Origin of the sequence: Vagococcus silagei, assembly GCF_004795745.1 — a bacterium.
Classification (GTDB): Bacteria; Bacillota; Bacilli; order Lactobacillales; family Vagococcaceae; genus Vagococcus; species Vagococcus silagei.
On sequence record NZ_SDGV01000028.1, the window covers coordinates 1 to 22,553 of the forward strand.

The window sequence follows — 22,553 nt, forward strand, 5'->3', positions numbered from 1 at the left end:
ACAAAAGCTTGGGAAAAACTATACGCGAAACGAAGTGCAGTTGAAAGAGTGAATGGTTATCTAAAAGAACATATGAAATTAAATGATACGACACACTATCGATCAGAAATTGTTCAAGTGGAACTATTACTGATTCAACTTGCTTATAATTTAAAGAATTTTGCAGCACAACGATTATCACAAGTGAAATATAGAAAAGAACTAGTCGCTTAACTTCAAAAAACAAGAATATTGAAATTGGTCGAGTGTTTACTTTTCTAAAAAGTGAATTATGAAATTAGCTCAGTTGTATATCTTTTATGCTTCGGGTAAATCTTGAGAGGTCAAAATAACGGGACCATCTTTTGTAATTGCTAATGTATGTTCAAATTGACAACAAATGCCGCCATCACGTGTACGTGCAGTCCAACCATTGTCATCCATCTTCATTTTCCATGTACCTGTTGTGACCATCGGTTCGATTGTAATGACCATACCTTCTTTAAGACGTAAGCCTTTACCCGCTTCACCATAATGTGGAATCGCTGGGGCTTCGTGAATAGTAGGTCCTATGCCGTGTCCGATAAAGTCGCGTACTACACCAAAGTTTTCTGCCTCAACATAAGTTTGAATCGCATGACCGATGTCACCAATACGGTTGCCGACAACCGCTTGTTCAATACCTAAGTACATCGCTTTTTCAGTCACCGCCATTAAGCGATCCAATTCTTCAGTTGATTCGCCCACAATGTATGACCAACATGAATCTGACATTGCACCGTTTAAATCGATACACATATCAACACTGATCAAATCGCCAGATTTAAGCTTTTCTTTACGAGGAAATCCATGACAGATTTCATCATTAATACTACAACACGTCGCGTATTTATAGCCTTCAAAACCGATTTGCGCAGGAATACCGCCATTATCTTCAATCATTTTTTTAACAAAAAGTTCGATGTCCCAGCTTGTAATACCAGGTTTAATAAAAGTACGTAGCGCACGATGCACACTTGCAAGTAACTCGCCACTTTTATCCATCATTTCTATTTCTCTAGGTGATTTTAATGTAATCATTGTCTTCTCTCCTTCTATCTAGATAGCACTTATATTCTAGCATAAAGATTTCTCATCTCCAACAACCATCTTTCAATTTGAATTGTTTGAAAAAAATAGCGTGTCTGCTATAATTTCAATAGATTTAATTCAGAAAGGACTTAAAAAATGACCCTCGCAAAGATTGTTTATGCCAGTTTAACCGGCAATACAGAAGAAATTGCAGACGTTGTTGCTGAAGCTTTAGAAGAGCAAGACATCACTGTTGAAATAAATGAATGTACCCAAGTAGACGCCATGGATTTTGAAGAGGCTGATATCTGTATCGTCGCAACTTATACCTACGATGACGGTAACCTGCCAGACGAAATTATGGATTTTTATGACGAACTCCTAGAATTAGACCTCACCGGAAAAACATACGGTGTCGTCGGCTCGGGAGATAGCTTTTACGACCTATACTGCATCGCTGTCGACAAATTCGACGAAGCCTTCGCCAAAATAGGCGCCACAAAAGGAGCAGAAAACGTAAAAATCGAACTAGCCTGCGAAGAAGATGACATAGTAAAATTAGAAGAATTTGCAAAAAAAGTGGTGGAAAAGGCGCTTTGAGATGAACAATAAGAAAAGCGTATGATAATGGCGTTTTTTGCCATAATCAGACGATTGGCTTATTGCTGAGTCCCTGCCTTCGGAACCCGGATTACACAAGGTGGTGGAGAAGGCGATTAGTGATGAACAATAAGAAAAGCGTATGATAATGGCGTTTTTTGCGATAATCAGACGATTGGCTTATTGCTGAGTCCCTGCCTTCGGAACCCGGATTACACAAGGTGGTGAAGAAAGCGATTAGGAGTGAACAGTAAGATAAGCAGTAAGATAAGCATACGAAACTGACGGTTTATGTCAGATTCGGATGATTAGCTTAATGCCGAACGCCTGCCTTCAGAACCCAAATTATCTAAAGTGGTGGAAAATGCACTTAGGAGTGAGCACTTTAAACTACACACGAACGTAATCCACGTCTTCAAAACTACATTTTCACAAACCTTAAAAACAAATAAAAAAATAAGGGCTCGCTAAAAAACAGCAAGACCTTATTTTTTTGTTGTTTTTAATTTTTCTAAACGATCGGCGGCATTGTTACCGATAACTTAATGTCAGAATTCATTGAGAATTCTACACTATTAGAAACTAAAGTTGCAATCTCTGTTTGCGTCGGTTGAATTCGATCTGCTGAAACTAAAGAGGCTAATCCTGTAGCAACGATCCAAAAATTCACTAATAATGATTCTTTTTTAGTGTCAGAGAGTGATTTGTATTTATCATCCGTTTTCATTTTGTCGCTAATTAATTGATGTAAGAATTGTGTCAAGTTTTCCCCACCATCGAAATCTTCGACGAACAACGCACGATATAACATTTTTTGTTCTCTTGCAAAATCAACATAGTTCAGACATAAATCAACAAGTGCATCCCCCGTGACAACTTTTGAAAAAATGTCTTTTTCTAAATCTGATTCTACCTCTCTAAAAAAGGCATTACGTAAATCTTCCATATTTTTAAATTCTAAATAAATTGGTTGAGTAGAACTACGCATTTTGCTAGCGATATTACGAGCCGTGAATCCTGAGAATCCTTCAGTAGCCACCACTTGATAAGTTGCGTCTAGAATATGCTCTCTTGTAATTGTTTTCTTTCTAGCCATTTTTGTTTCCCCCCATAATATTTTATAGTAAATACTGGTTACCCTCTTACTATGTACACATTGTAACATTAAACTGTTTTTTAACAAAGCGATTCCCATTCATTTTTAGATTAAATTTGTCTTTTTAAAAAAAATTTAATGTTATAATAAAATTGAAATACATTTGTTAGAATTGATACATAACTGTTAGTATGATATGATGTTTTCATTAAAAAATTTTGAAAGGACCGTTTTTTTATGACATTATCAAATTTTGAAAAATTATTAAAAACATATGCAAAGTTAATCACTAAAGTAGGGGTTAATGTACAAAAATCTCATGTAGTTGTATTACAAGCACAAGTTGAACAAGCCCCATTGGCTCGTTTAATTGTTGAAGAAGCTTATGCTTTAGGTGCCAAACAAGTTATTGTTCAATGGACAGATGATGCTGTGACTCGTCAAATGTTTATCAATGCTGATGAGGAAGTACTAACAAACGTTCCGCAATATAAAATTGACGAAGTTGTTGATTGGGTTGATCAAGGTGCTAGTCGTATTGCGCTAGTATCTAGTAATCCTGATGCTTTTTCTGGTGTCGATAGTCATCGTATTTCAGAATTCCAAAATGCGTCTGGTAAAGCTATGATGCCATTACGTCAAGCAACACAAGCTAATAAAGTGAGCTGGTTAGTTGTCGCTGCTGCTGGTGAAGCTTGGTCAGCAAAAGTCTTTCCTAACTTAGATACTAAAGAAGAACAAGTTGACGCTCTTTGGGATGCCATTTTTAATGCAACTCGTATGTACGACGAAGATCCAATTAATGCTTGGTATGCTCATGCTGATTTATTACAATCAAAAGCAAATGAATTGAACGCTGAACAATATGATGCCTTACACTATACAGCTCCAGGTACTGATTTAACCATCGGCTTACCTAAAAATCACCTTTGGGAAGGTGCTGGTAGTAAGAATGCTCGCGGCGAATCATTTATCGCTAATATGCCAACTGAAGAAGTCTTTACAGCGCCAGATTCTCGCCGCGTTGACGGGGTTGTTTCAAGCACTAAACCTTTAAGTTATGCTGGAAACACAATTGAAGGTATGAAATTTACTTTCAAAGATGGTAAAGTAATTGACGTTTCAGCTGAAAAAGGTGAAGAAGTTCTTAAAAAGTTACTTGATACTGATGAAGGTGCAAAACATTTAGGTGAAGTGGCTTTAGTTCCAGATAGCTCGCCTATTTCTCAATCAGGTATTGTTTTCTTCAATACTTTATTTGACGAAAATGCTTCAAATCACCTTGCACTAGGCTCTGCTTATGCCTTTAATTTACAAGGCGGAACTGAAATGACTGAAGAAGAGTTAGCTGAAGCTGGCTTAAATCGTAGTCAAACACACGTTGACTTTATGATTGGTTCTAACAAAATGTCAGTCGAAGGTATTAAGAAAGATGGCTCTCGCAAGCAAATCTTCAAAGATGGCGAATGGGTTTAATTCAATAATTTAATTAATAGTCACACTAAACAAAAGGCCAATCCGGCATTTTGTTTAAGCGTGACTATTTTTTTAATATGATTATTACCGAATTCATTTTACTTGTAGCCTATACGTAAAAAAATACTGTGTAGTTGATATTTTATCAGCTTCACAGTATTTTTATTTGGTTGATGTGGTAGACGAGATTTTTCCAGTTGAGCTTCGGCATTAAGTCAGACCTGATATTTTGGTAAAAAGCGCCAAATTATCAGGTCTGGCTAACGCTCAGCTCAAAACGCTGGAAAAATCACCTTTGTTTACGTCCCAGACAGGAATCGAACCTGCGGCGTTTCGCTTAGGAGGCGAACCCTCTATCCTACTGAGGTACTGGGACAGGTTTGGCTGATTATTATCAGCCAATATTCAAATATTTAAGTTTTCACACTAAATTTCAACTCTCCTATTTTCTCACTTCTTGAATAGAATGTCCACCAATAAAAACTATTGTTTCCATTTTGCGCCTTTGTTTTTTTGCTTTTTCGTACGATTTTTTTTCTTTTTAGGCTTTGTTGAATCATTCATTATTTTATTGGTAGTATTTGCTTTATTTATTTGTGGTTCTTTCGTTTTTTTCTTTTTAGGCGCTAATTCATTTTCTGTTTTTTCACCTACTGGACGATTGGCTAATATTTCACCAAAAGCTGCAAATTGTTCGATTAAATTGCGATCAAGTTCGCGTGTAATCTGACGTAGATTTCTTAGCTCTCGCTCATTAACTAAACTAATCACAGCTCCATTTTTACCCATTCGACCAACACGACCTGAACGATGAACATAATCATCAGTCATTAATGGCACATCATATTGCACCACATAATATAAATCGTTAAAATCAAGTCCTCTTGCGCCAATATCTGTCGTTAATAGTAACGGCACTTTACCTGAATCGAACATGCTCATACTATGTTTACGTTCCGTCTGCGATTGATCACTTGCTAACGTTAAATGAGGTACTTCTAAAAATTCTAAACGCTCAGAAACGGCACCTAATTCACTGACGGAGTTGAAAAAGACTAAAGCTTTAAAGCCTTCCGTATGTGCCAATCGACGCAAAACATCACTTCGTTTACGTGAAGGGGTTAAAATGTATTGATGTGAAATTTCACCTTTTGTGTCATCTTCTTTAGTCACATCGACAATTGTCACCTCATTACGGAAAATATCGTCTAATTTATCTTCGACGCTACGTCCTGTTGCTGAAATTCCAATAATCGGTGTTTCTTTTTGGACACTTTTAATAATCCCTTTTGCTGCCGTAAATTCTGTATCGGCAACTAAATCGTCAATTTCATCCAAAACGAGAGCTTTTAAAAGATGTACTTTTAGTTTACGTGCTTTAATTAATTCTAGAAGACGACCCGGAGTACCGACAACGACTTCCGGACGTTTCTTCAAGCCTTCTAATTGACGTCGCACATTGGCCCCACCAATGATTGTTTGAACTTTCAAGTCTAAAGCTGGTGCCCACTCGCGTGCAACGCTAGCGACTTGCGATGCTAATTCCTGAGAAGGTAATACAACTAAAAGTTGTGTGCCCTCTCCTTGTTCAAGTTGCATTAATAATGGCAACAGATAAGCTAATGTTTTACCTGATCCTGTTGGTGAAACACCTAGAACCGATTCTTTTTTTTGTAATTGTGTAAATAATTGCTCTTGAATGAGACTCGGTTTTGAAAAACCTTGTTTCTCCCATTCATTTTGCCAGATTTCTGGTAATTGTTTTATCATAGTTTTCTTCCTAACTTTTATTGATCCGCATCAAACACAATTTGGCTTTTTTCACGTAATTCAAACATAATATCATGCACGTCAATTGCCAAACGAATCCATTCTTGATAATTTTTTTGCTCTTCAACACCGAATGGATTTTGAATCACATTACTAAAAGCTAAAGCTTCAGCAATCATCGGGTTAACATCACTTTTAACAGCATGTTCTGTTGCTGTGACTTGATCTTTGCCACGTGTTTTTAAGGTAATTTCTTCAATTGAATTAACAGCGTCTAATGTTAACGTCCCATCACTCAAGTAAATTTCTGACGGTAAGTAACAATCCGCATTTTTTCCAGTTTGAAGTGTAATATCAAATGTATCATAACGGAAAATCATGGTACCAATGCCATCCACACCAGTTGGTAGTTTTTGATCAAAATAAAAAACTTCTTTTGGCGTCCCAAACCAACTCACTGCAGCATAAATCAGATAGACACCTAAATCCATCAATGCCCCACCAGAATATTTTGGTGAAAAAATATTTGGTTCTTCACCACGCAAAACAGCATCATAACGAGATGAATACTTCATAAAATTAAGTTGCGCACCTAAAACATCTTCACGTTTTTTTAGCATATCCTTCACAATATTGAAATTCACTTCATGAATATGACGAGCTGCTTCAAACACAAAAACTTCTTTTTCTTCAGCAAAATCTACGAGTTCACGTAATTCGCTTGGAGTTGAAACAATTGGTTTTTCAACGATAACATGTTTACCAGCTTGAATAGCTTCTTGCGCTTGATCAAAATGAAGACTGTTTGGAGAAGCAATATAAATAACATCCAGTTGTGGCGAGCGAATAAACTCAGAAAAGTTTTCCGTAATCACCATGTCTGTAACATCTTGATATTTCTCTGCAAATTTTTTCGCCTTTTTTTCCGAACGTGAGTAGACTCCCTTTAATTGGTAAGCTTCGCTTTCTAGAGCCGCTTCTACAAACTGATGTGTAATCCAATTTGTGCCAATAATTCCTAAATTTAACACTTCAAAGCACAACCTTTCTTGTGTCCTATCGATTTTAAAAGAAGGAATATTTTGATTCCCCCTTGTCCCTTAGTATAGCAAAAATAAAGGTAAAATTCTTCTATCAATCCTTTCATTTGAAAAAGTTTTTTAGTCATATCTCACAAAAATCGAAATGTTTCCTTTTTAAATTACACATTATTTGGAAGCGTTCTCGCGATTAAAGATTCTATACATCCCCTTTTAATTATGATAGAATGTATTAAATGTTAGGATATGGAAGTGTCCTCAGCGAGACGGTGAAACAATCGAATGACTTTAACAAGAAGCGAACGATTTTGGTAGAAAAAATCAATTTTCTTCGTGTTATAAACGGTGTCTAAACAAGTCGTTTACACACTACTATTTGTTATGTTTAATTTCATTTCTTACAACAACTATTAATTAATTAGAGATAAAGGAGCATATATATTATGATTTTTAAAGTATTTTATCAAGAAAACAAAAAATTTAGCCCACAGAGAGAAAAAACTAAATCACTTTACATTGAAGGTGACGATTCTATCTCAGTTAGACGTTTATTAGCAAAAGAAACTGAATATAACGTTGAACTGATCACCCCGTTAGAAGGCAATCACTTAGAATATGAAAAAGAAAATGCGGACTTCAAATTAGTGGAGTTTAACTAGCTATGAAAGTTCAAATAAAAAATAATGAGACAGGCGTCTTTGGCATCGGCGGTATGGGTGAGATAGGTAAAAACATGTACGGCGTCCAGTTTCAAGATGAGATCATTATCATCGACTCAGGAATTAAATTTCCTGAGGATGATTTATTAGGAATTGATTATGTCATCCCTGATTATTCATACATCGAAAAAAATATTTCTAAAGTCAAAGCATTAGTCATTACGCATGGTCATGAGGACCACATCGGTGGGATTCCGTTCCTATTGAAGCGTTGTAATATACCGATTTATGCTGGGCCTTTAGCAATGGCTTTAATTCGAAACAAACTTGACGAACATGGTTTACTTCGCGATGCTGAATTACATGAAGTAAATGAAGATTCGGTCATTAAATTTAGAAAAACAACGATTAGTTTCTACCGTACGACACATAGTATTCCTGAAGCAAATGGTGTCATTGTAAAAACACCATCAGGAAATATTGTCTACTCTGGTGACTTTAAGTTTGACTTTACACCAGTTGGCGAACCCGCTAACTTACACAAAATGGCACGACTTGGTGAAGAAGGCGTTCTTTGTCTCCTTTCTGATAGTACCAACGCTGAAATTCCTGATTTTACAAAATCAGAAAAAGTGATTGGTGAGTCCATTTTAAGAATTATTGAAAAAGTTGAAGGTCGTGTCATTTTCGCGACATTCGCTTCAAATATTTTCCGTCTCCAACAAACTGTGCAAGCGGCAATCAAAACGAATCGTAAAGTTGCTGTCTTTGGACGTAGTATGGAAAATGCAATGGTTAATGGTCGTAACTTAGGTTACATCACAGCCCCTGATGATACTTTCATCGATAGCCGTGAAATCAACCAATATCCTGCAGAAGAAGTGATGATTTTATGTACAGGGTCTCAAGGTGAGCCAATGGCCGCTTTAAGTCGAATCGCAAACGGGACACACCGTCAAATTTCGATTCAACCTGACGATACTGTTATCTTCTCTAGTTCACCAATTCCAGGTAATACAACAAGTGTTAACCGCTTGATCAACTTACTTTCAGAAGCTGGTGCTAACGTTATTCACGGGAAAGTTAACAATATTCATACTTCTGGTCACGGTGGCCAACAAGAACAAAAACTATTATTACGCTTATTAAAACCACAATTCTTTATTCCAGTTCATGGGGAATACCGAATGTTAAATGTCCATGCAAAATCGGCACAATCAACTGGTGTTCCAAAAGAAAATTGTTTTATCCTAAATAATGGTGATGTTTTAGCTTTATCAAAAGATTCAGCGCGTCGTGCGGGACACTTCCATGCGGATGATGTTTACGTTGACGGAAATGGCATCGGGGACATCGGAAACGTGGTCCTTAAAGACCGTCGCATTCTTTCTGAAGATGGTATCGTCTTAGCAGTTGCGACTGTTAACTACAAAACACAACAAATCGTTGCTGGACCTGATATTTTATCACGTGGTTTTATCTACATGCGTGAGTCTGGTGACTTAATCCAAGAAACACAACGACTGCTTTTCAATGCAATTCGCAAGGGATTAAAAAATCCAAACTGTGATGAAGCAATGTTGAATGACATTATCGTCAGTACTGTTCAACCTTTCTTAATTGAAAAAACAGAACGACATCCTATGATTTTACCAATGATCTTGGACGTTTAGCATAAATAAAAAAGCCATGAAAAACGGTGTCCTTTTTCATGGCCTTTTTATTGTCCTTAATCTATTTTTAAGCAAATGTATTTGGTAAGATACACTGTATCAGAAATAACAATGTATTAATCATTTTTTGAAAATCTATATTTCTTCCGATTTATTGACATAACTTCATTGTAAAAATAAGCTTTTCCTTTTTAATTAAAAGGGGGGAATGTGTCAGGAAGACATTATGATGAAACAATTTAAAAACTTGGAAAGTAAAATTATCAAATAATTTTCTCACCCTCCAAGTTTTTTTATGTTTCAAAAATTAAGCTTTCAAATGTAGCAAAAGAATCCGGTTTAGCATTTATACCATATGATACTTTCCCAGTACCGTCAGTATACTTTACAACAATCTCCCACATCGTACCATCCATAATTTCTTTATTTTCATATTTTTCTTCCCAATTATTAAAGTTCGTTTTAAATAATTTTTCTTTGAATCCTTTATCAATTTTAACAGTTTTTAAATCTTCTGCTGCAATACCTGACACATTTTCAACGGCTATATTTTCTTTTGTTTTCTCTTTCTTAAAAACTATTTTTTCATTTGTTTTAAAATTTATATCTACACCTTGCAAGACTCCTGTCTCATTACTAACGCGATATTGAATACTTTCAATATCATCCACTTGTTTATTACTCGAATCAGTTGTTTTTTTTGCGGGTTTTGTTAAATTGGACAGTGATTTTTTTTCTGATGTGTCTTTCTTTTTAACAGTAGATTCGACCTCCGGTTGATTGGTTTTTTTTGTTGATTCTTTGTCAACTGAACACCCAGAAAACAAAACAAGTACAGCACTGAATAAAACAATAGATTTTACGTATTTCATAGTGAATATCCTCCTTCATCATATTTATGATTTATTGAACACAATATATCATAGTATCTTAAAAACTTATAACCATAGCATAGACATTCACAAACAATTCTTTTTATTTTAAGCCTTTCTTTAAAAGTTACAGTTTCTCATTAGATTTTTTGAACTAATCAAAAAACAATCTAAGAAAGTGTATGGTTAAAAAAATGTTATTCAAGAATAGGGCTGTACACTAAATCGTGTTAATAGATTAAATTCTACCCATACGATTTTTTATTTTGGCATAGAGCAAAAAAAAACACTAACTATCTTTAGATAGTTAGTGTTGAAAGTTTACGTGTCATTAAGCTTTAGTTACGTTAGCAGCTTGAGGTCCACGGTCAGTTTCTTCGATTTCGAAGTTTACTGCTTGGCCTTCTTCTAAAGTTTTAAATCCGTCACCTTCGATTGCTGAGAAGTGTACGAATACGTCGTTTCCTTCTTCTTGTTGGATAAATCCGAATCCTTTTTCTGCGTTAAACCATTTTACTGTTCCTTGAGCCATGATATTTTCCTCCTCGTGCCATAAAAAGCACATGATAATATTTGTAATTCTTGCTTTCGGTCGATAGAGGTGTCTATCTAGTGTGAAACGACTTCTATAAGATCCAAAATCAAATTACAATTTAATCATAACGCAACTGTTACTTAATTGCAAGTAAATACACGGCAATTTTACATTTGACTACTTTCTTGAAAACTTACGTAACTATCAGAACCAATGACCAAATGATCAAGAACTTCAATCCCAATGAGTTTTCCACAATCAGTTAAACGTTTGGTAAATAGCCGATCATGATCCGATGGTTGTGGATTTCCTGACGGATGATTATGTACAACAATCAATCTTGCAGCAGAAACTTTGACCGCAATTCTAAAAATTTCTCTTGGATGTGCAACTGATTGATTCAGTGTGCCAATGAAGATAGTTTGTTTTTTTATGACTTCATTTTTGGCATTGAGATAGATAACCAACAAGTGTTCTTGCACATAATCCTTCATCTCTAAAATCAATTGCTCGCCTAAAAACGCGCTTGAATAAATTTGACCGTGTTTAATTTGTGAGGCATTTGAGATGCGCTTTCCTAATTCTAAAATCGCTTGAATTTCGATTGCTTTAACACGTCCGATACCAGATATATTCATTAACTCATTTAAACTTGCCATTTTTAAATCATATAAGTTGTCAAAGTGGCTCAACACTTCTTGTGATAAAGTGAGCACATTTTTATTTTTCGAGCCTGTCCTAAGCGCGATTGCAAGTAATTCTTGATTAGTTAAGTAATCCACCCCTTTTTCTTCTAGGCGTTCACGCGGTTGCATTTCAATTGGAAATTCTTTGATATTTTTGACTGACATTCTAAGCCCTCCTTTTTCATTTATAAGATATGGAAAAGAAGAAATAAATTTTAAATAACCTCATTAAACTTTAATCTATAATCGTAAACAAAAACTTGACTTAGACTGTTTACGATTGTAGACTGTATTTAAGCAACAGGTTTAGATATTCTCCTCCCAACACGAGATTTCTACTTCCCCCTGTTGTTTTATTCTCCGGCTTGAAACTAACTACTTCAAGCAAATTGCAAATTCGGAACTATACTTTGTGAGTATCACACCCATTGACTTTCCAATATAGTCACAATTCTTATCTCGCTTAAGTTCCATTGCAATCTAATAAAGAAGACCACAAATCTCTACCCAAGATTTGTGATCTTCTTTATTATTGTTGTGCTTTAATTGCATCTAAAACTTCAAGTAACGAAGGATAGATAGCTATTGTTTTTTCTTTGGCTTCTGCTTCAGGTTGCATTAAATCAGGCACCATCATCACAGGGACACCTGCCGCATGACTCGCACGAATCCCATTTAATGAATCCTCTAACATTAAACCTTCTTCAGGTAAAATACCCAAGCGTTCAATGGCTTTTTCAACAATTTCTGGATGAGGTTTTGCATGTGTCACATCATCAGCAGAGATAACATCTGTGAAAAAGTGTGTCAAATTTCCATTACGCAATAAGTCATCAATTGGTTTACGATTATTACTTGAAACGATCAGACATGGAATATTCTGTTCATTTAAATAAGTGAGTAATTCAACCGCTCCTTTTTTGGCAGGTACGCCAATTTCTGAAAATTCACGTGCAATTGAGGCCCTTGTTTCTTTAAAAAAGCCTTCAATATTTTCAGCTGGTGTATTCGGAAAATCTTCAAAGTAACTATGATAAACTTGTTCTTCACCTTTACCTAATTCGGATAAGTAGTGAGCAGCATCATAACCTTCAAGACCCCACTTTTCAGATAATTCAATATTAGTGCGACAGTAAACTAACTCAGTATCTAACAACAGACCATCCATATCAAATAGGACACCTTTAATTTTCTTCACTAACTGAACCTCCTAGTAATTTAGCACGAACTTGTGAGATGAAGTAAAGCGATCCCGTAATTAAGACCACATCATCACCTGATAATTCATGTAGAACATCAGACAAAGCACTTTCCCAATTGTCATAAGGCTCTAAATCAAGTGCTTCATACTGTTCTTTGGTGAAAGCTTTCGGATAATCAAAAGTTGTCACTCGTAAGTTCAAGTTTGGAACTTCACCCAAGTCTTGTAACATCCCTTTAATATCTTTAGTACTTAATGCAGCAAAAATTGTATGAATTGTTTTGCCTTTAAATTCTGTCAACAAGTTTTCTTTTAAAACACTCATCGCGTGTTCATTGTGAGCACCATCTAAAATGATTAATGGTTCATTAGAAATTTTTTCCATTCGGCCTGGCCAGGATGCCTTTTTCAACCCTGCTTTGATTATTTTACTTTGTACTCTAAGGCCAAGTTTTTCACACAGTAAGATATATGTTTGAATTGCCACGCAGGCATTATCAACTTGATGATGACCGAGTAAACTTGATGAGACACGGTCCATATTTAATTCACGTGACATAAAGTTAAAACTTTCCCCCCATGAATCTAAAGGTTGTAGATACTCACTCATGAAATCAACACCATAACGATAAATGGGACTACCATACTCTTCAGCGAAAGCAGCAAAGACATCGTAAGCTTTATCCTCGACACGTCCAACAACAACTGGCGTTTTAATTTTTATAATACCTGCTTTTTGGAAAGCAATTTCTTCAATTGTGTCCCCAAGAATATCAGTATGATCCATTCCAATAGTTGTAATCGTTGAAACTAGTGGATGGATCACATTCGTACTATCCATTAAACCACCTAAACCAACTTCAACTAAGACAATATCAACACCTTGTTCATAAAAATATTGATACATCATCGCAGTTAGGATTTCAAATTCAACTGTATTCTTCAATTCTTCATCTTGATCCATCGCATCAACAATGGGTTTAACCTTATTGAAAACGTCTACTAAATCTTGATCAGGTATTGGTTGACCATTGATGGCAATACGTTCTGAGAATTGCTCAATATACGGAGACGTAAAAGTTCCAACTGTTAAGCCCGTTTCTTCTAAAAGGCAACGGAGAAAAGTCGTGGTTGACCCTTTTCCATTTGTACCTCCAATATGGACTGTCTTTAATCTGTGTTGCGGATTATCTAATTCATCTAAAATATAACTAATTCTTGTTAATCCAGGGCGAATGCCAAATTTCAAGCGACCATGGATCCATTCCACCGTTTCTTCATAATTCATTGCTGCTCACCTTTGTTTTCTTAATTTATTTTTTTAGACTATTAATACGTTCCGTTACTGCAAGTTGACGCTCTTTATATTCTTTTTCTTTCGCACGTTCACCCGCAACAACTGCTTCTGGTGCACTGTTGACAAAACGTTCATTCGCAAGTTTCTTTTGCACACGCGCAACTTCGTCGTTCCATTTAGCGAGTTCTTTTTCAAGACGGGCAATTTCTTCATCAATGTTGATTAAGCCTTCAAGCGGAAGATAAATTTCAGCTCCAGTAATCACACTTGTCATTGCTGTATCAGGCGCTGTCACATCTGAAGCAATCACTAATTCTTCCGGGTTACAGAAACGTTCGATGTAATTAACATTTGCTTTTAAAAAGTTCTCAACATTTGTATCATTTGTTTTAATTAAAATCGCAATTGGTTTAGAAGGTGCTGTATTGACTTCGGCACGACTATTACGCACTGAACGAATCAATTCTTTTAAGACTTCCATGCCTTTAGCGGATTTTTCATTGGTAAATTCAGGATTCACCACTGGGTAAGCCGCGATGACTAATGACTCACCTTCATGTGGGATTTTTGACCAAATTTCTTCAGTTACAAATGGCATAATTGGATGCAACAAGCGTAAAATTTGATCTAAAACGTGCGTTAACACGCTGCGTGTCATATTTTTTTGTGTTTCATCTTCGCCATATAAGACTTCTTTACTCATCTCAATGTACCAGTCACAGAAATCATCCCAAATGAAGTTATATAAGTGACGACCAGCTTCACCAAATTCAAAACGTTCAAAGAAAGTTGTAACTTTTTCAATTGTTTCATTTAAGCGAGTTAAAATCCATTCGTCAGCAACTGTTTTCTGACCTTCCAATTGAATATCATCATATGTGAAACCTTCAATATTCATTAAAACAAAACGAGATGCGTTCCAGATTTTATTGATAAAGTTCCAAGATGCATCCATTTTTTCATAACTAAAACGCATATCTTGACCTGGTGTTGAACCATTTGATAAGAACCAACGTAAAGCATCCGCACCGTATTTTTCAATAACGTCCATTGGATCAATTCCGTTGCCAAGTGATTTACTCATCTTACGACCGTCCTCAGCACGAATTAAACCGTGAATTAAGACATTTTCAAAGGGTTTTTGACCCGTAAATTCTAAACTTTGGAAAATCATACGACTTACCCAGAAGAAGATAATATCATAACCCGTCACTAAAGTACTTACTGGGAAATAACGTTGGAAGTCTGGATCTGCTTCGTTTGGCCAACCCATTGTTGAGAAAGGCCACAAAGCAGAACTAAACCAAGTATCTAACACATCTTCATCTTGAATCCAGTTTTCAATATCAGTTGGTTCAGTTTCCCCAACATACATTTCACCAGTTTCTTTGTGATACCAAGCTGGAATTTGATGTCCCCACCATAATTGACGTGAAATAACCCAGTCATGGACATTTTCCATCCAAGTTAAGAATGTTTGATTAAAGCGTGGTGGATAAAAGTCCACAGCATTATCTGTATCTTGATTTTCCATTGCTTTTTGTGCAAGAGGTTTCATGCGCACAAACCATTGTGTTGATAAACGAGGTTCAACAACAACACCCGTCCGTTCAGAATGCCCCACACTATGAACCATTTTCTCGATTTCTTTTAAAAGACCTAACGCTTCTAAGTCTTTGACGATTTGCTTACGTGCTTCAAAACGGTCCATACCAGCATATTTACCTGCTAGATCATTCATTGATGCATCATCATTCATCACATTAATACGAGGAAGATCATGACGATTACCCACCTCAAAGTCATTTGGATCATGTGCTGGTGTGATTTTAACAACTCCAGTTCCAAAATCCATTTCAACATATTCATCCGCAATAATCGGAATTTCTTTGTTAACTAAAGGTAAGATAACTGTTTTACCAATATAAGCTTGGTAACGTTCGTCGTCAGGATGGACTGCAATCGCAGTATCCCCTAACATTGTTTCCGGACGAGTTGTCGCGATTTCTAATTTACCACTACCATCCGCTAATGGATAATACATGTGATAAAAAGCACCTTCAACATCTTCATGAAGAACTTCAATATCAGAAAGAGCTGTTTTCGCTTTTGGATCCCAGTTGATAATGTATTCACCGCGGTAAATTAAATCTTTTTTATATAATTCAACGAAGACTTTTTTAACCGCATCAGATAAACCATCATCTAATGTGAAACGTTCGCGTGAGTAATCGACAGAAATTCCGATTTTACCCCATTGTTCACGAATGTGTTGTGCGTATTCTTCTTTCCAAACTTTTGTTTCTTCAATGAATTTTTCACGGCCAAGATCATAACGTGTTAAGCCTTCATTTCTAAGTTTTTCTTCAACTTTCGCTTGCGTTGCAATCCCCGCATGGTCCATACCTGGTACCCATAACGTGTCAAAACCTTGCATTCTCTTTTGGCGGATAATCATGTCTTGTAAAGTTGTGTCCCAAGCATGTCCCAAGTGAAGTTTACCAGTTACATTTGGTGGTGGGATAACGATTGAATAGGCAGGTGCACTCTTGTCACCATTTGGTTCAAATAAACCACGCTCCACCCAGCTATCATAACGACCAGCTTCAACTTGTTTCGGATCAAATTTAGGTGCTAAATTTTTTTCGTTTTCTGTCATAACAGTCTTCCTTTCTTTTTTGAAAATAAAAAAAGTCCTAAAATATTTCTATTTTAGGACGAATTATCATAGTTCGCGGTACCACCTAGATTACAATGCATTAGCATTATCTCTCAGTAGTAAGGTATCGATTACAAATCGGACATATAGTCTCGCTCATAAGCAACCTTCGCATCTTACTAACGGAAGGTCTTTCAGCCGGTGAACCCTCTCTCTTCACATTGTATGAGATGCTACTCCTCTTAATCATCGCGTATGTGTTTCTTTTTTCATTCTACAAGAAACAAAAGAAAAATACAAGCACAAGGTGATTTTCTGTGCGCTTTGGAGTGAGCAGTAAGATAAGCATACGAAACTGACGGTTTTTGTCAGATTCAGATGATTAGCTTAATGCCGAGCTCCAGCACAGAAAATCCCGTCTATCTCAGGTGGTGGAAAAGGCGCTTTGGATTGAGCAGTAAGATAAGCATACGAAACTGACGGTTTGTGTCAGATTCGGATGATTAGCTTAATGCCGAGCTCCAGCACAGAAAATCCCGTCTATCTCAGGTGGTGGAAAAGGCGTTTTGGGCTGAGCAGTATGATAAGCATACAAAACTGACGGTTTGTGTCAGATTTGGATGATTAGCTTAATGCCGAGCTCCAGCACACTGAATCCCGTATATCTAAAGTGGTAAAGTGAGCCCTCTGTTGTATACTATATGTAATCTTAATCTAATATTACATTTATAAATTAATGAAACATTAGAGGATAAACAAATTAATAAGCTCAGAGAAAGAATTGGTCCTTGAAAATTTTATATCTCTTCAAGGGAAATAAACATCAGATATTCCAGAAAATACTAGTCAAGGAGGTAACATTATGAATGAGTATATAAACAAATCAGCTGCATATAAAGTGAGAAAATATGGAAATAACAGCGTTGTGACTATCCCTACAATGATTAAAGAAAAACTCGGAATAAAAGAAGGAGATTCATTAACCTTTGTTGTAACTGAGTCTGGCTCAATAACAATTGAAAAAGTACTACCTAAAGTGGATATAGATAAGGCAATGAAAAAAAATTTAAACCAGTATCATGATCCCATAAATTATTTAGTTGATCTCTAAAGATATAAATTAAAATGATTAATAGTTTAACGACAGGAAATATAATAAAGTTTAATACATACATAATTGGTACACTACTTTTCGGACCATAAAATAAACCCTTGAGTTTTTTTCTGACTCAAGGGTTTTTTACATTTTTTTAAACTAATGCTTTCGCAGCTTCAAGTGCTTTTATATAATCTGGTTCTGTCGCAATTTCTGCAACAATTTCCTCATAAACAATTTCACCTGCTTGATTCACAACAAAAATCGCACGCGCCAAACGATTCATTTCTGGAATTAATAGACCATAGCTCTTACCAAAGTTTCCTTCAGCATCACTTAACATAGTCATCTCAACACCTTCAGCCCCACACCATGCAGCTTGTTCTTCTTTTGTGTTATTTGATACAGTCACAAAATTGACTTCATCAATTGAAGCAGCCTCGCCATTAAAACGACGTGTTTGAAGCGCACAAACGCTTGTATTAATATCTGGAACCACACTAATAATTAATGGTTTTTGAATTAAATTTTTTAAAGAATGGGCCTGATCTTGTAAATCATTTAATGTAAATTCTGGTGCTTGCGTTCCAACTTTAGGTTGCACGCCCTCCAATTCAACTGGTTTACCTTGTAACGTTACGTTCATCTCTAAAAGACCCCTTTCGTCTCAGTTTATTTTATTTACACCATTATCATCTCACACTTAAAGTGGTATACCTAATCATTTGCTCACTCATAGTGGTGGAAAAGGCGCTTTGAGATGAGCAGTAAGGCGAGCATAATAATTTGACGGTTTGTGTCAAAATATCATGATTGACTTAGTGCCGAAGCTCAGCCTTTGGAACCCGTGTATCCCTCATATATTTTAACGAAAAAAAGCTCAGGTCTCTCAACCCAAGCTCTACACTTTATGACACATCAATATCTTGACCATTATAATTTTCATCATAATAAATCAATGTCTGTAATTCAGTTGTTAAATCAATATATTGAACTTGAACGTTATGCGGCACTTTCAAGCGTTTTGGTGCAAAGTTTAAGACAGCTGTAATCCCAGAGGCCACAACCTTGTCCATCACACGTTGTGCTTTATCACTAGGTACAGTCATGATAACTGTCGTGATCCCTTCTTTACGCGCTACTTCTTCAAAGTTTTCAATATCTTGAATTTCGACATCATTAACTTTCTCACCAACAATCATTGCATTCGCATCAAATGCTGCTACAATATTCAAGTTAGCATTACGACGAAAATTATTTTTCATCAATGCACGACCAAGATTTCCAACCCCAATTAAGGCAATTCTTTTCTCAATATCTGTATTCAAAATTTCAGAAAACACTTCAATCAAATATGGTACATCATATCCATAGCCACTTCGGCCTAACTCGCCAAAGTGAGAAAAGTCACGACGAATTGTAGCCGATGGAATTTGAATCATCTGACTAAATTCATTTGATTTGATACGTTTTATCCCACTTTGATCTAATGTTTTTAAATAGCGAAAGTATAACGGTATACGTTTTGCTGTCGCTTTTGGAATCGCTTTATCTTTTTTGTTACTTTCCATCATTTTACCTCCCATTTTGTGACTAATTTCACATTTAGTTTATCACGCTTTGTTTTTGATTTCAATTCTTTGTGAAAAACAAGACTTTTTTTCCGCAATATATTCTTGTTTTTCTCATAATTCTCAAATAAAACAATGACATTAATTGATATCGTAACATACATCATACCTAAAGTTCCATAGTAATTTTCAATTATATATTTCACATATCAAATTACTTCTCATTCGCTCAGCGGTACACATAGCAAAAGCGATCCAACTCTCATTCATGGAGTTGAATCGCTCACATTATTTATATTTTACAATAAATCATCTGTTTCTTCGGTCATTTGGTTTAAGAATTGATCATCAACTTTTATTTCTTCAATCATAATACCTTCTAACGCACGTTGAATTAAACCATCGATATCTAAACGATTTTCAAAACCAATTACTTTTTCTAGTTTTGGTTTAGTTTTTGGTTCAGGTGGTGCAAAAACTGTACAACAGTCTTCAAACGGTTGAATAGCCAATTCGAACGTATCGATTTTTTCAGCAATTTGAATAATTTCACTCTTATCAAGTGTCACAACTGGACGAATGATTGGTGTCGTTGTCACTTCATTAATAGCCAACATACTTTCAAGTGTTTGCGAAGCCACTTGTCCTAATGATTCACCATTGATAATTACTAATCCTTTACGTTGTTGACGAATTAATTCCGTCAATCGTAACATAAAGCGACGTGTGACTGTCATCCAATAGCCTGAAGGCACACTACGTTTAATTTCTTCTTGAATTTCTGAGAAAGGGACTGTGATAAACTGAATACTACCAACATAGGGTGTTAGCTTAACTGTTAAATCTTTCGCTTTTTGTAATGATTGTTCACTAGTATAAGGTGGGCTATAAAAATGCACCATCTCAATTTCAACACCACGTTTCATTGAAAGGTAACCTGCAACCGGTGAGTCAATTCCACCAGAAAGCATTAACATACCCTTTCCACTTGAACCAACAGGTAAGCCACCCGCTCCAAAAATTGTTTCGCATGAAAGATAGGCTGCTTCTTGGCGAACCTCAACTTCTAAGCGAATATCAGGTTTAACCATTTTGACTTCAATTCCGGGAATACCATGGAAAATAGCTGCGCCAACTTCACGGTTTAAATCATTGGTATCCCACTCAAAATCTTTATCACTACGACGGCTTTTAACTTTAAAAGTTTGTCCTTCAGTCCAAACTTCTTTCATCATCTCAAGCGCTGTTTCTTTAATTAATTCTTGTGTCTTTTCAATGCGAATCACAGGTGAAAAACTTTGAATCCCAAAAATCGGTTGTAAGCGTTCCATGACACCTTGATAATCTTCACCATTTAACATTAAATGCATGCGGTCACGTTCACCACGAACTTTAACATTTGGATAGCCTTCCAAGGCATTTTTTACATTTTTAGAAAGTTGACCGATAAAAATCCGACGATTTTTTCCTTTTGTGGATAACTCCCCATATCTAACCATTATTTCAGTATATTTCATAATGACTCCTTCTTATCCATTTAATTTTGCAAATTTTTTATATAGTTGATTAAAAACTGTTAAAAACTGTTCGACTTCTGTCATCGTATTCGTTTCATCTAAACTTATACGCACAGCCGTCTCTGCATCTTTTTTGGCAACACCCATTGAAATCAAGGTACTACTGTTCATTTTTTTCTTACTTGAACAAGCACTAGTTGTCGAAATGTAAATATCTTTTTCTTCAAAAGCATGTACCATCACTTCACCACGAATACCCTGTAAACCAAAACAAATAATATGTGGTGCCGACAATTCGGTTTCCTCATTTGTATAAACAGACACTTTTGGAAATTCTTTTAAAGCATCAATTAAACTATTTTTCAAATGACGCACGCGTTCTGCCTTATACACATCATCTGTTAATGATATGCGTAAAGCTTTAGCAGTACTAATAATCCCTGGTACATTCTCGGTACCACTACGTTGATTATTTTCTTGCCCACCACCAGCTAAAAGTGGTGCCAATTTAGTACCATGTTTGCGATATAAAATTCCGACACCACGTGGGCCGTGGAATTTATGGGCTGACAGTGTCACAAAATCAACACGCTCTGTTAACCATTCCGCAACTGGTATCTTGCCAACAGCTTGGACAGCATCAACATGATAATGAATCGTTGGATATTCAGCTAAAACTTGACTGATTCCTAAAATAGGTTGACGACTACCTGTTTCGTTATTCACAGCCATTGTGGATACTAAAATTGTATCTGGTCGTAAAAGTCCTTTTAACGCGTCAACATCAATAATACCGTTTGCGTCAACTGGTGCGTGCGACACTTCAAAACCAAGTTGTTCTAATTGTTCACAAGTCTTACCAACAGAAGGATGTTCAATTGAAGACAAAATAATATGTTTACCAAAAGGCGCTTTTTCAATAGCTGTTCCTTTGATTACCCAATTATTTCCTTCAGTTCCACAACTTGTAAAAAATATTTCTGCCGGTTCTACACCTAAAAGTTCTGCAACTTGTTCGCGTCCTTTGCTTAATAAACGATGTGCATTTTCACCCAAACGATGTAAACTTGACGGATTACCAACAAAACGTTGACTGGTTTTCATGTATGTATCTAAGGATTCCTTATGGATTGCCGTTGTTGCACTGTTATCAAAATATATCATCTGGTTCACTCTTTTCTTAAAAATTCATCTTTTATTATAACCTCTTATCCACATTCATTCAATCATTCCGCGTAAGACACTACTAGTTTTTATGGCATTTTTTCTGACGATAAGAAAAACTTCAACTAAAATCGGCTCTATAATTTATGGGACTGATGAATCATAATTTGATTCGCCAGTCCCATTATTTGTATTTGAGCTAATTTCATAATTCACTTTTTAGAAAAGTAAACACTCGACCAATTTCAAAATCATTGTTTTTTGAAGTTAAGCGACTAGTTCTTTTCTATATTTCTCTTGTGACAATCGTTGTGCTGCAAAATTCTTTAAATTATAAGCTAGTTGAATCAATAATAGTTCCACTTGAACAATTTCTGATTGATAGTGTGTCGTATCATTTAATTTCATATGTTCTTTTAGATAGCCATTCACTCTTTCAACTGCACTTCGTTTAGCGTATAGTTTTTCCCAAGCTTTTGTTCCGCGTGCAGGATGATTAAATTTTCGTATATCACTACTTTGTTTGATTTTTATTACTTTCTGACATATTTTTTCATGAAATAGTGGACATTCACGACATTTTTGAAGTGG

Annotated in this window: 21 protein-coding genes, 1 tRNA gene and 1 other annotated feature; of the genes, 6 read left to right on the forward strand and 16 right to left on the reverse strand. The window is 35.8% G+C overall.

Annotation, left to right across the window (positions count from 1 at the left end; translation table 11 throughout):
• A partial coding sequence (locus ESZ54_RS11125) for a transposase (RefSeq protein ID WP_162615172.1) occupies positions 1-213 on the forward strand: 213 nt, incomplete at its 5' end.
• An 84-nt stretch (positions 214-297) separates the two neighbouring features.
• Here ESZ54_RS11125 and map read toward each other — a convergent pair.
• Positions 298-1,059: a type I methionyl aminopeptidase gene (gene map / locus ESZ54_RS11130; protein WP_136137729.1), complete on the reverse strand. Its 762-nt coding sequence runs from the start codon at positions 1,057-1,059 to the stop codon at positions 298-300.
• A gap of 147 nt (positions 1,060-1,206) precedes the next feature.
• Between map and ESZ54_RS11135 the strand changes: the two genes are divergently transcribed.
• Positions 1,207-1,650, forward strand: a complete 444-nt coding sequence (locus tag ESZ54_RS11135; RefSeq protein WP_136137730.1) for a flavodoxin — start codon at positions 1,207-1,209, stop codon at positions 1,648-1,650.
• A 511-nt stretch (positions 1,651-2,161) separates the two neighbouring features.
• On the opposite strand, the gene ESZ54_RS11140 is transcribed toward ESZ54_RS11135, so the two are convergent.
• Entirely contained in the window at positions 2,162-2,746 is a 585-nt protein-coding gene (locus ESZ54_RS11140; protein WP_136137731.1) for a TetR/AcrR family transcriptional regulator, read from the reverse strand.
• Positions 2,747-2,983: 237 nt separating this feature from the next.
• Between ESZ54_RS11140 and ESZ54_RS11145 the strand changes: the two genes are divergently transcribed.
• Positions 2,984-4,222, forward strand: coding sequence for an aminopeptidase (locus ESZ54_RS11145; RefSeq protein ID WP_136137732.1), 1,239 nt, complete (start codon positions 2,984-2,986; stop codon positions 4,220-4,222).
• A 302-nt stretch (positions 4,223-4,524) separates the two neighbouring features.
• On the opposite strand, the gene ESZ54_RS11150 is transcribed toward ESZ54_RS11145, so the two are convergent.
• From ESZ54_RS11150 to ESZ54_RS11160, 3 genes are all read right to left on the reverse strand, one after another.
• Positions 4,525-4,598: transfer RNA gene (locus tag ESZ54_RS11150), tRNA-Arg, on the reverse strand.
• Between the two features lie 107 nt (positions 4,599-4,705).
• Positions 4,706-5,992 (reverse strand): DEAD/DEAH box helicase, encoded by a 1,287-nt coding sequence (locus ESZ54_RS11155; protein WP_136137733.1) that lies wholly within the window; start codon positions 5,990-5,992, stop codon positions 4,706-4,708.
• Positions 5,993-6,009: 17 nt separating this feature from the next.
• The gene (locus tag ESZ54_RS11160) at positions 6,010-7,023 is read right to left on the reverse strand and encodes a Gfo/Idh/MocA family protein (protein WP_136137734.1); all 1,014 of its coding nucleotides are present in this window, start codon (positions 7,021-7,023) and stop codon (positions 6,010-6,012) included.
• 452 nt (positions 7,024-7,475) lie between these two features.
• Between ESZ54_RS11160 and ESZ54_RS11165 the strand changes: the two genes are divergently transcribed.
• A complete protein-coding gene (locus ESZ54_RS11165) occupies positions 7,476-7,691 on the forward strand; it encodes a DNA-directed RNA polymerase subunit epsilon (protein WP_136137735.1) in 216 nt (71 codons plus the stop codon).
• Positions 7,692-7,693: 2 nt separating this feature from the next.
• Entirely contained in the window at positions 7,694-9,364 is a 1,671-nt protein-coding gene (rnjA, locus tag ESZ54_RS11170) for a ribonuclease J1 (RefSeq protein ID WP_136137736.1), read from the forward strand.
• A 293-nt stretch (positions 9,365-9,657) separates the two neighbouring features.
• Here rnjA and ESZ54_RS11175 read toward each other — a convergent pair whose 3' ends face one another.
• The 6 genes from ESZ54_RS11175 to ESZ54_RS11200 all read right to left on the reverse strand — a co-directional run bounded on the left by ESZ54_RS11175 (position 9,658) and on the right by ESZ54_RS11200 (position 16,614).
• On the reverse strand, positions 9,658-10,236 hold the full coding sequence (locus ESZ54_RS11175; RefSeq protein ID WP_136137737.1) for a hypothetical protein: 579 nt from the start codon (positions 10,234-10,236) through the stop codon (positions 9,658-9,660).
• A 331-nt stretch (positions 10,237-10,567) separates the two neighbouring features.
• The gene (locus ESZ54_RS11180) at positions 10,568-10,768 is read right to left on the reverse strand and encodes a cold-shock protein (protein ID WP_136137738.1); all 201 of its coding nucleotides are present in this window, start codon (positions 10,766-10,768) and stop codon (positions 10,568-10,570) included.
• 170 nt (positions 10,769-10,938) lie between these two features.
• The gene (radC, locus tag ESZ54_RS11185) at positions 10,939-11,622 is read right to left on the reverse strand and encodes a RadC family protein (protein ID WP_136137739.1); all 684 of its coding nucleotides are present in this window, start codon (positions 11,620-11,622) and stop codon (positions 10,939-10,941) included.
• A gap of 364 nt (positions 11,623-11,986) precedes the next feature.
• Complete coding sequence (locus tag ESZ54_RS11190; protein ID WP_136137740.1) at positions 11,987-12,655, reverse strand: HAD family hydrolase; 669 nt, start codon at positions 12,653-12,655, stop codon at positions 11,987-11,989.
• Positions 12,642-13,946 (reverse strand): bifunctional folylpolyglutamate synthase/dihydrofolate synthase, encoded by a 1,305-nt coding sequence (locus tag ESZ54_RS11195; RefSeq protein ID WP_136137741.1) that lies wholly within the window; start codon positions 13,944-13,946, stop codon positions 12,642-12,644. Before ESZ54_RS11195 ends, ESZ54_RS11190 begins: the two co-directional genes overlap by 14 nt.
• Positions 13,947-13,971: 25 nt before the next feature.
• Positions 13,972-16,614 carry a valine--tRNA ligase gene (locus tag ESZ54_RS11200; RefSeq protein WP_136137742.1) on the reverse strand — a complete coding sequence of 881 codons (2,643 nt, stop codon included), beginning with the start codon at positions 16,612-16,614 and terminating at the stop codon, positions 13,972-13,974.
• Between the two features lie 51 nt (positions 16,615-16,665).
• Positions 16,666-16,873 (reverse strand) — a binding site (T-box leader).
• 603 nt (positions 16,874-17,476) lie between these two features.
• Between ESZ54_RS11200 and ESZ54_RS11205 the strand changes: the two genes are divergently transcribed.
• Positions 17,477-17,725 carry an AbrB/MazE/SpoVT family DNA-binding domain-containing protein gene (locus tag ESZ54_RS11205; protein ID WP_136137743.1) on the forward strand — a complete coding sequence of 83 codons (249 nt, stop codon included), beginning with the start codon at positions 17,477-17,479 and terminating at the stop codon, positions 17,723-17,725.
• A 139-nt stretch (positions 17,726-17,864) separates the two neighbouring features.
• On the opposite strand, the gene tpx is transcribed toward ESZ54_RS11205, so the two are convergent.
• The 5 genes from tpx to ESZ54_RS11230 form a co-directional block, all read right to left on the reverse strand.
• Positions 17,865-18,356 carry a thiol peroxidase gene (gene tpx / locus ESZ54_RS11210; protein WP_136137744.1) on the reverse strand — a complete coding sequence of 164 codons (492 nt, stop codon included), beginning with the start codon at positions 18,354-18,356 and terminating at the stop codon, positions 17,865-17,867.
• A 262-nt stretch (positions 18,357-18,618) separates the two neighbouring features.
• Complete coding sequence (locus tag ESZ54_RS11215; RefSeq protein ID WP_136137745.1) at positions 18,619-19,281, reverse strand: redox-sensing transcriptional repressor Rex; 663 nt, start codon at positions 19,279-19,281, stop codon at positions 18,619-18,621.
• Between the two features lie 299 nt (positions 19,282-19,580).
• A complete protein-coding gene (thiI, locus tag ESZ54_RS11220; protein WP_136137746.1) occupies positions 19,581-20,798 on the reverse strand; it encodes a tRNA uracil 4-sulfurtransferase ThiI in 1,218 nt (405 codons plus the stop codon).
• Positions 20,799-20,810: 12 nt separating this feature from the next.
• Positions 20,811-21,962, reverse strand: a complete 1,152-nt coding sequence (locus tag ESZ54_RS11225; protein ID WP_136137747.1) for a cysteine desulfurase family protein — start codon at positions 21,960-21,962, stop codon at positions 20,811-20,813.
• Positions 21,963-22,229: 267 nt separating this feature from the next.
• Positions 22,230-22,553 (reverse strand): transposase (locus ESZ54_RS11230; protein ID WP_162615058.1); only part of this gene is annotated, 324 nt, incomplete at its 5' end.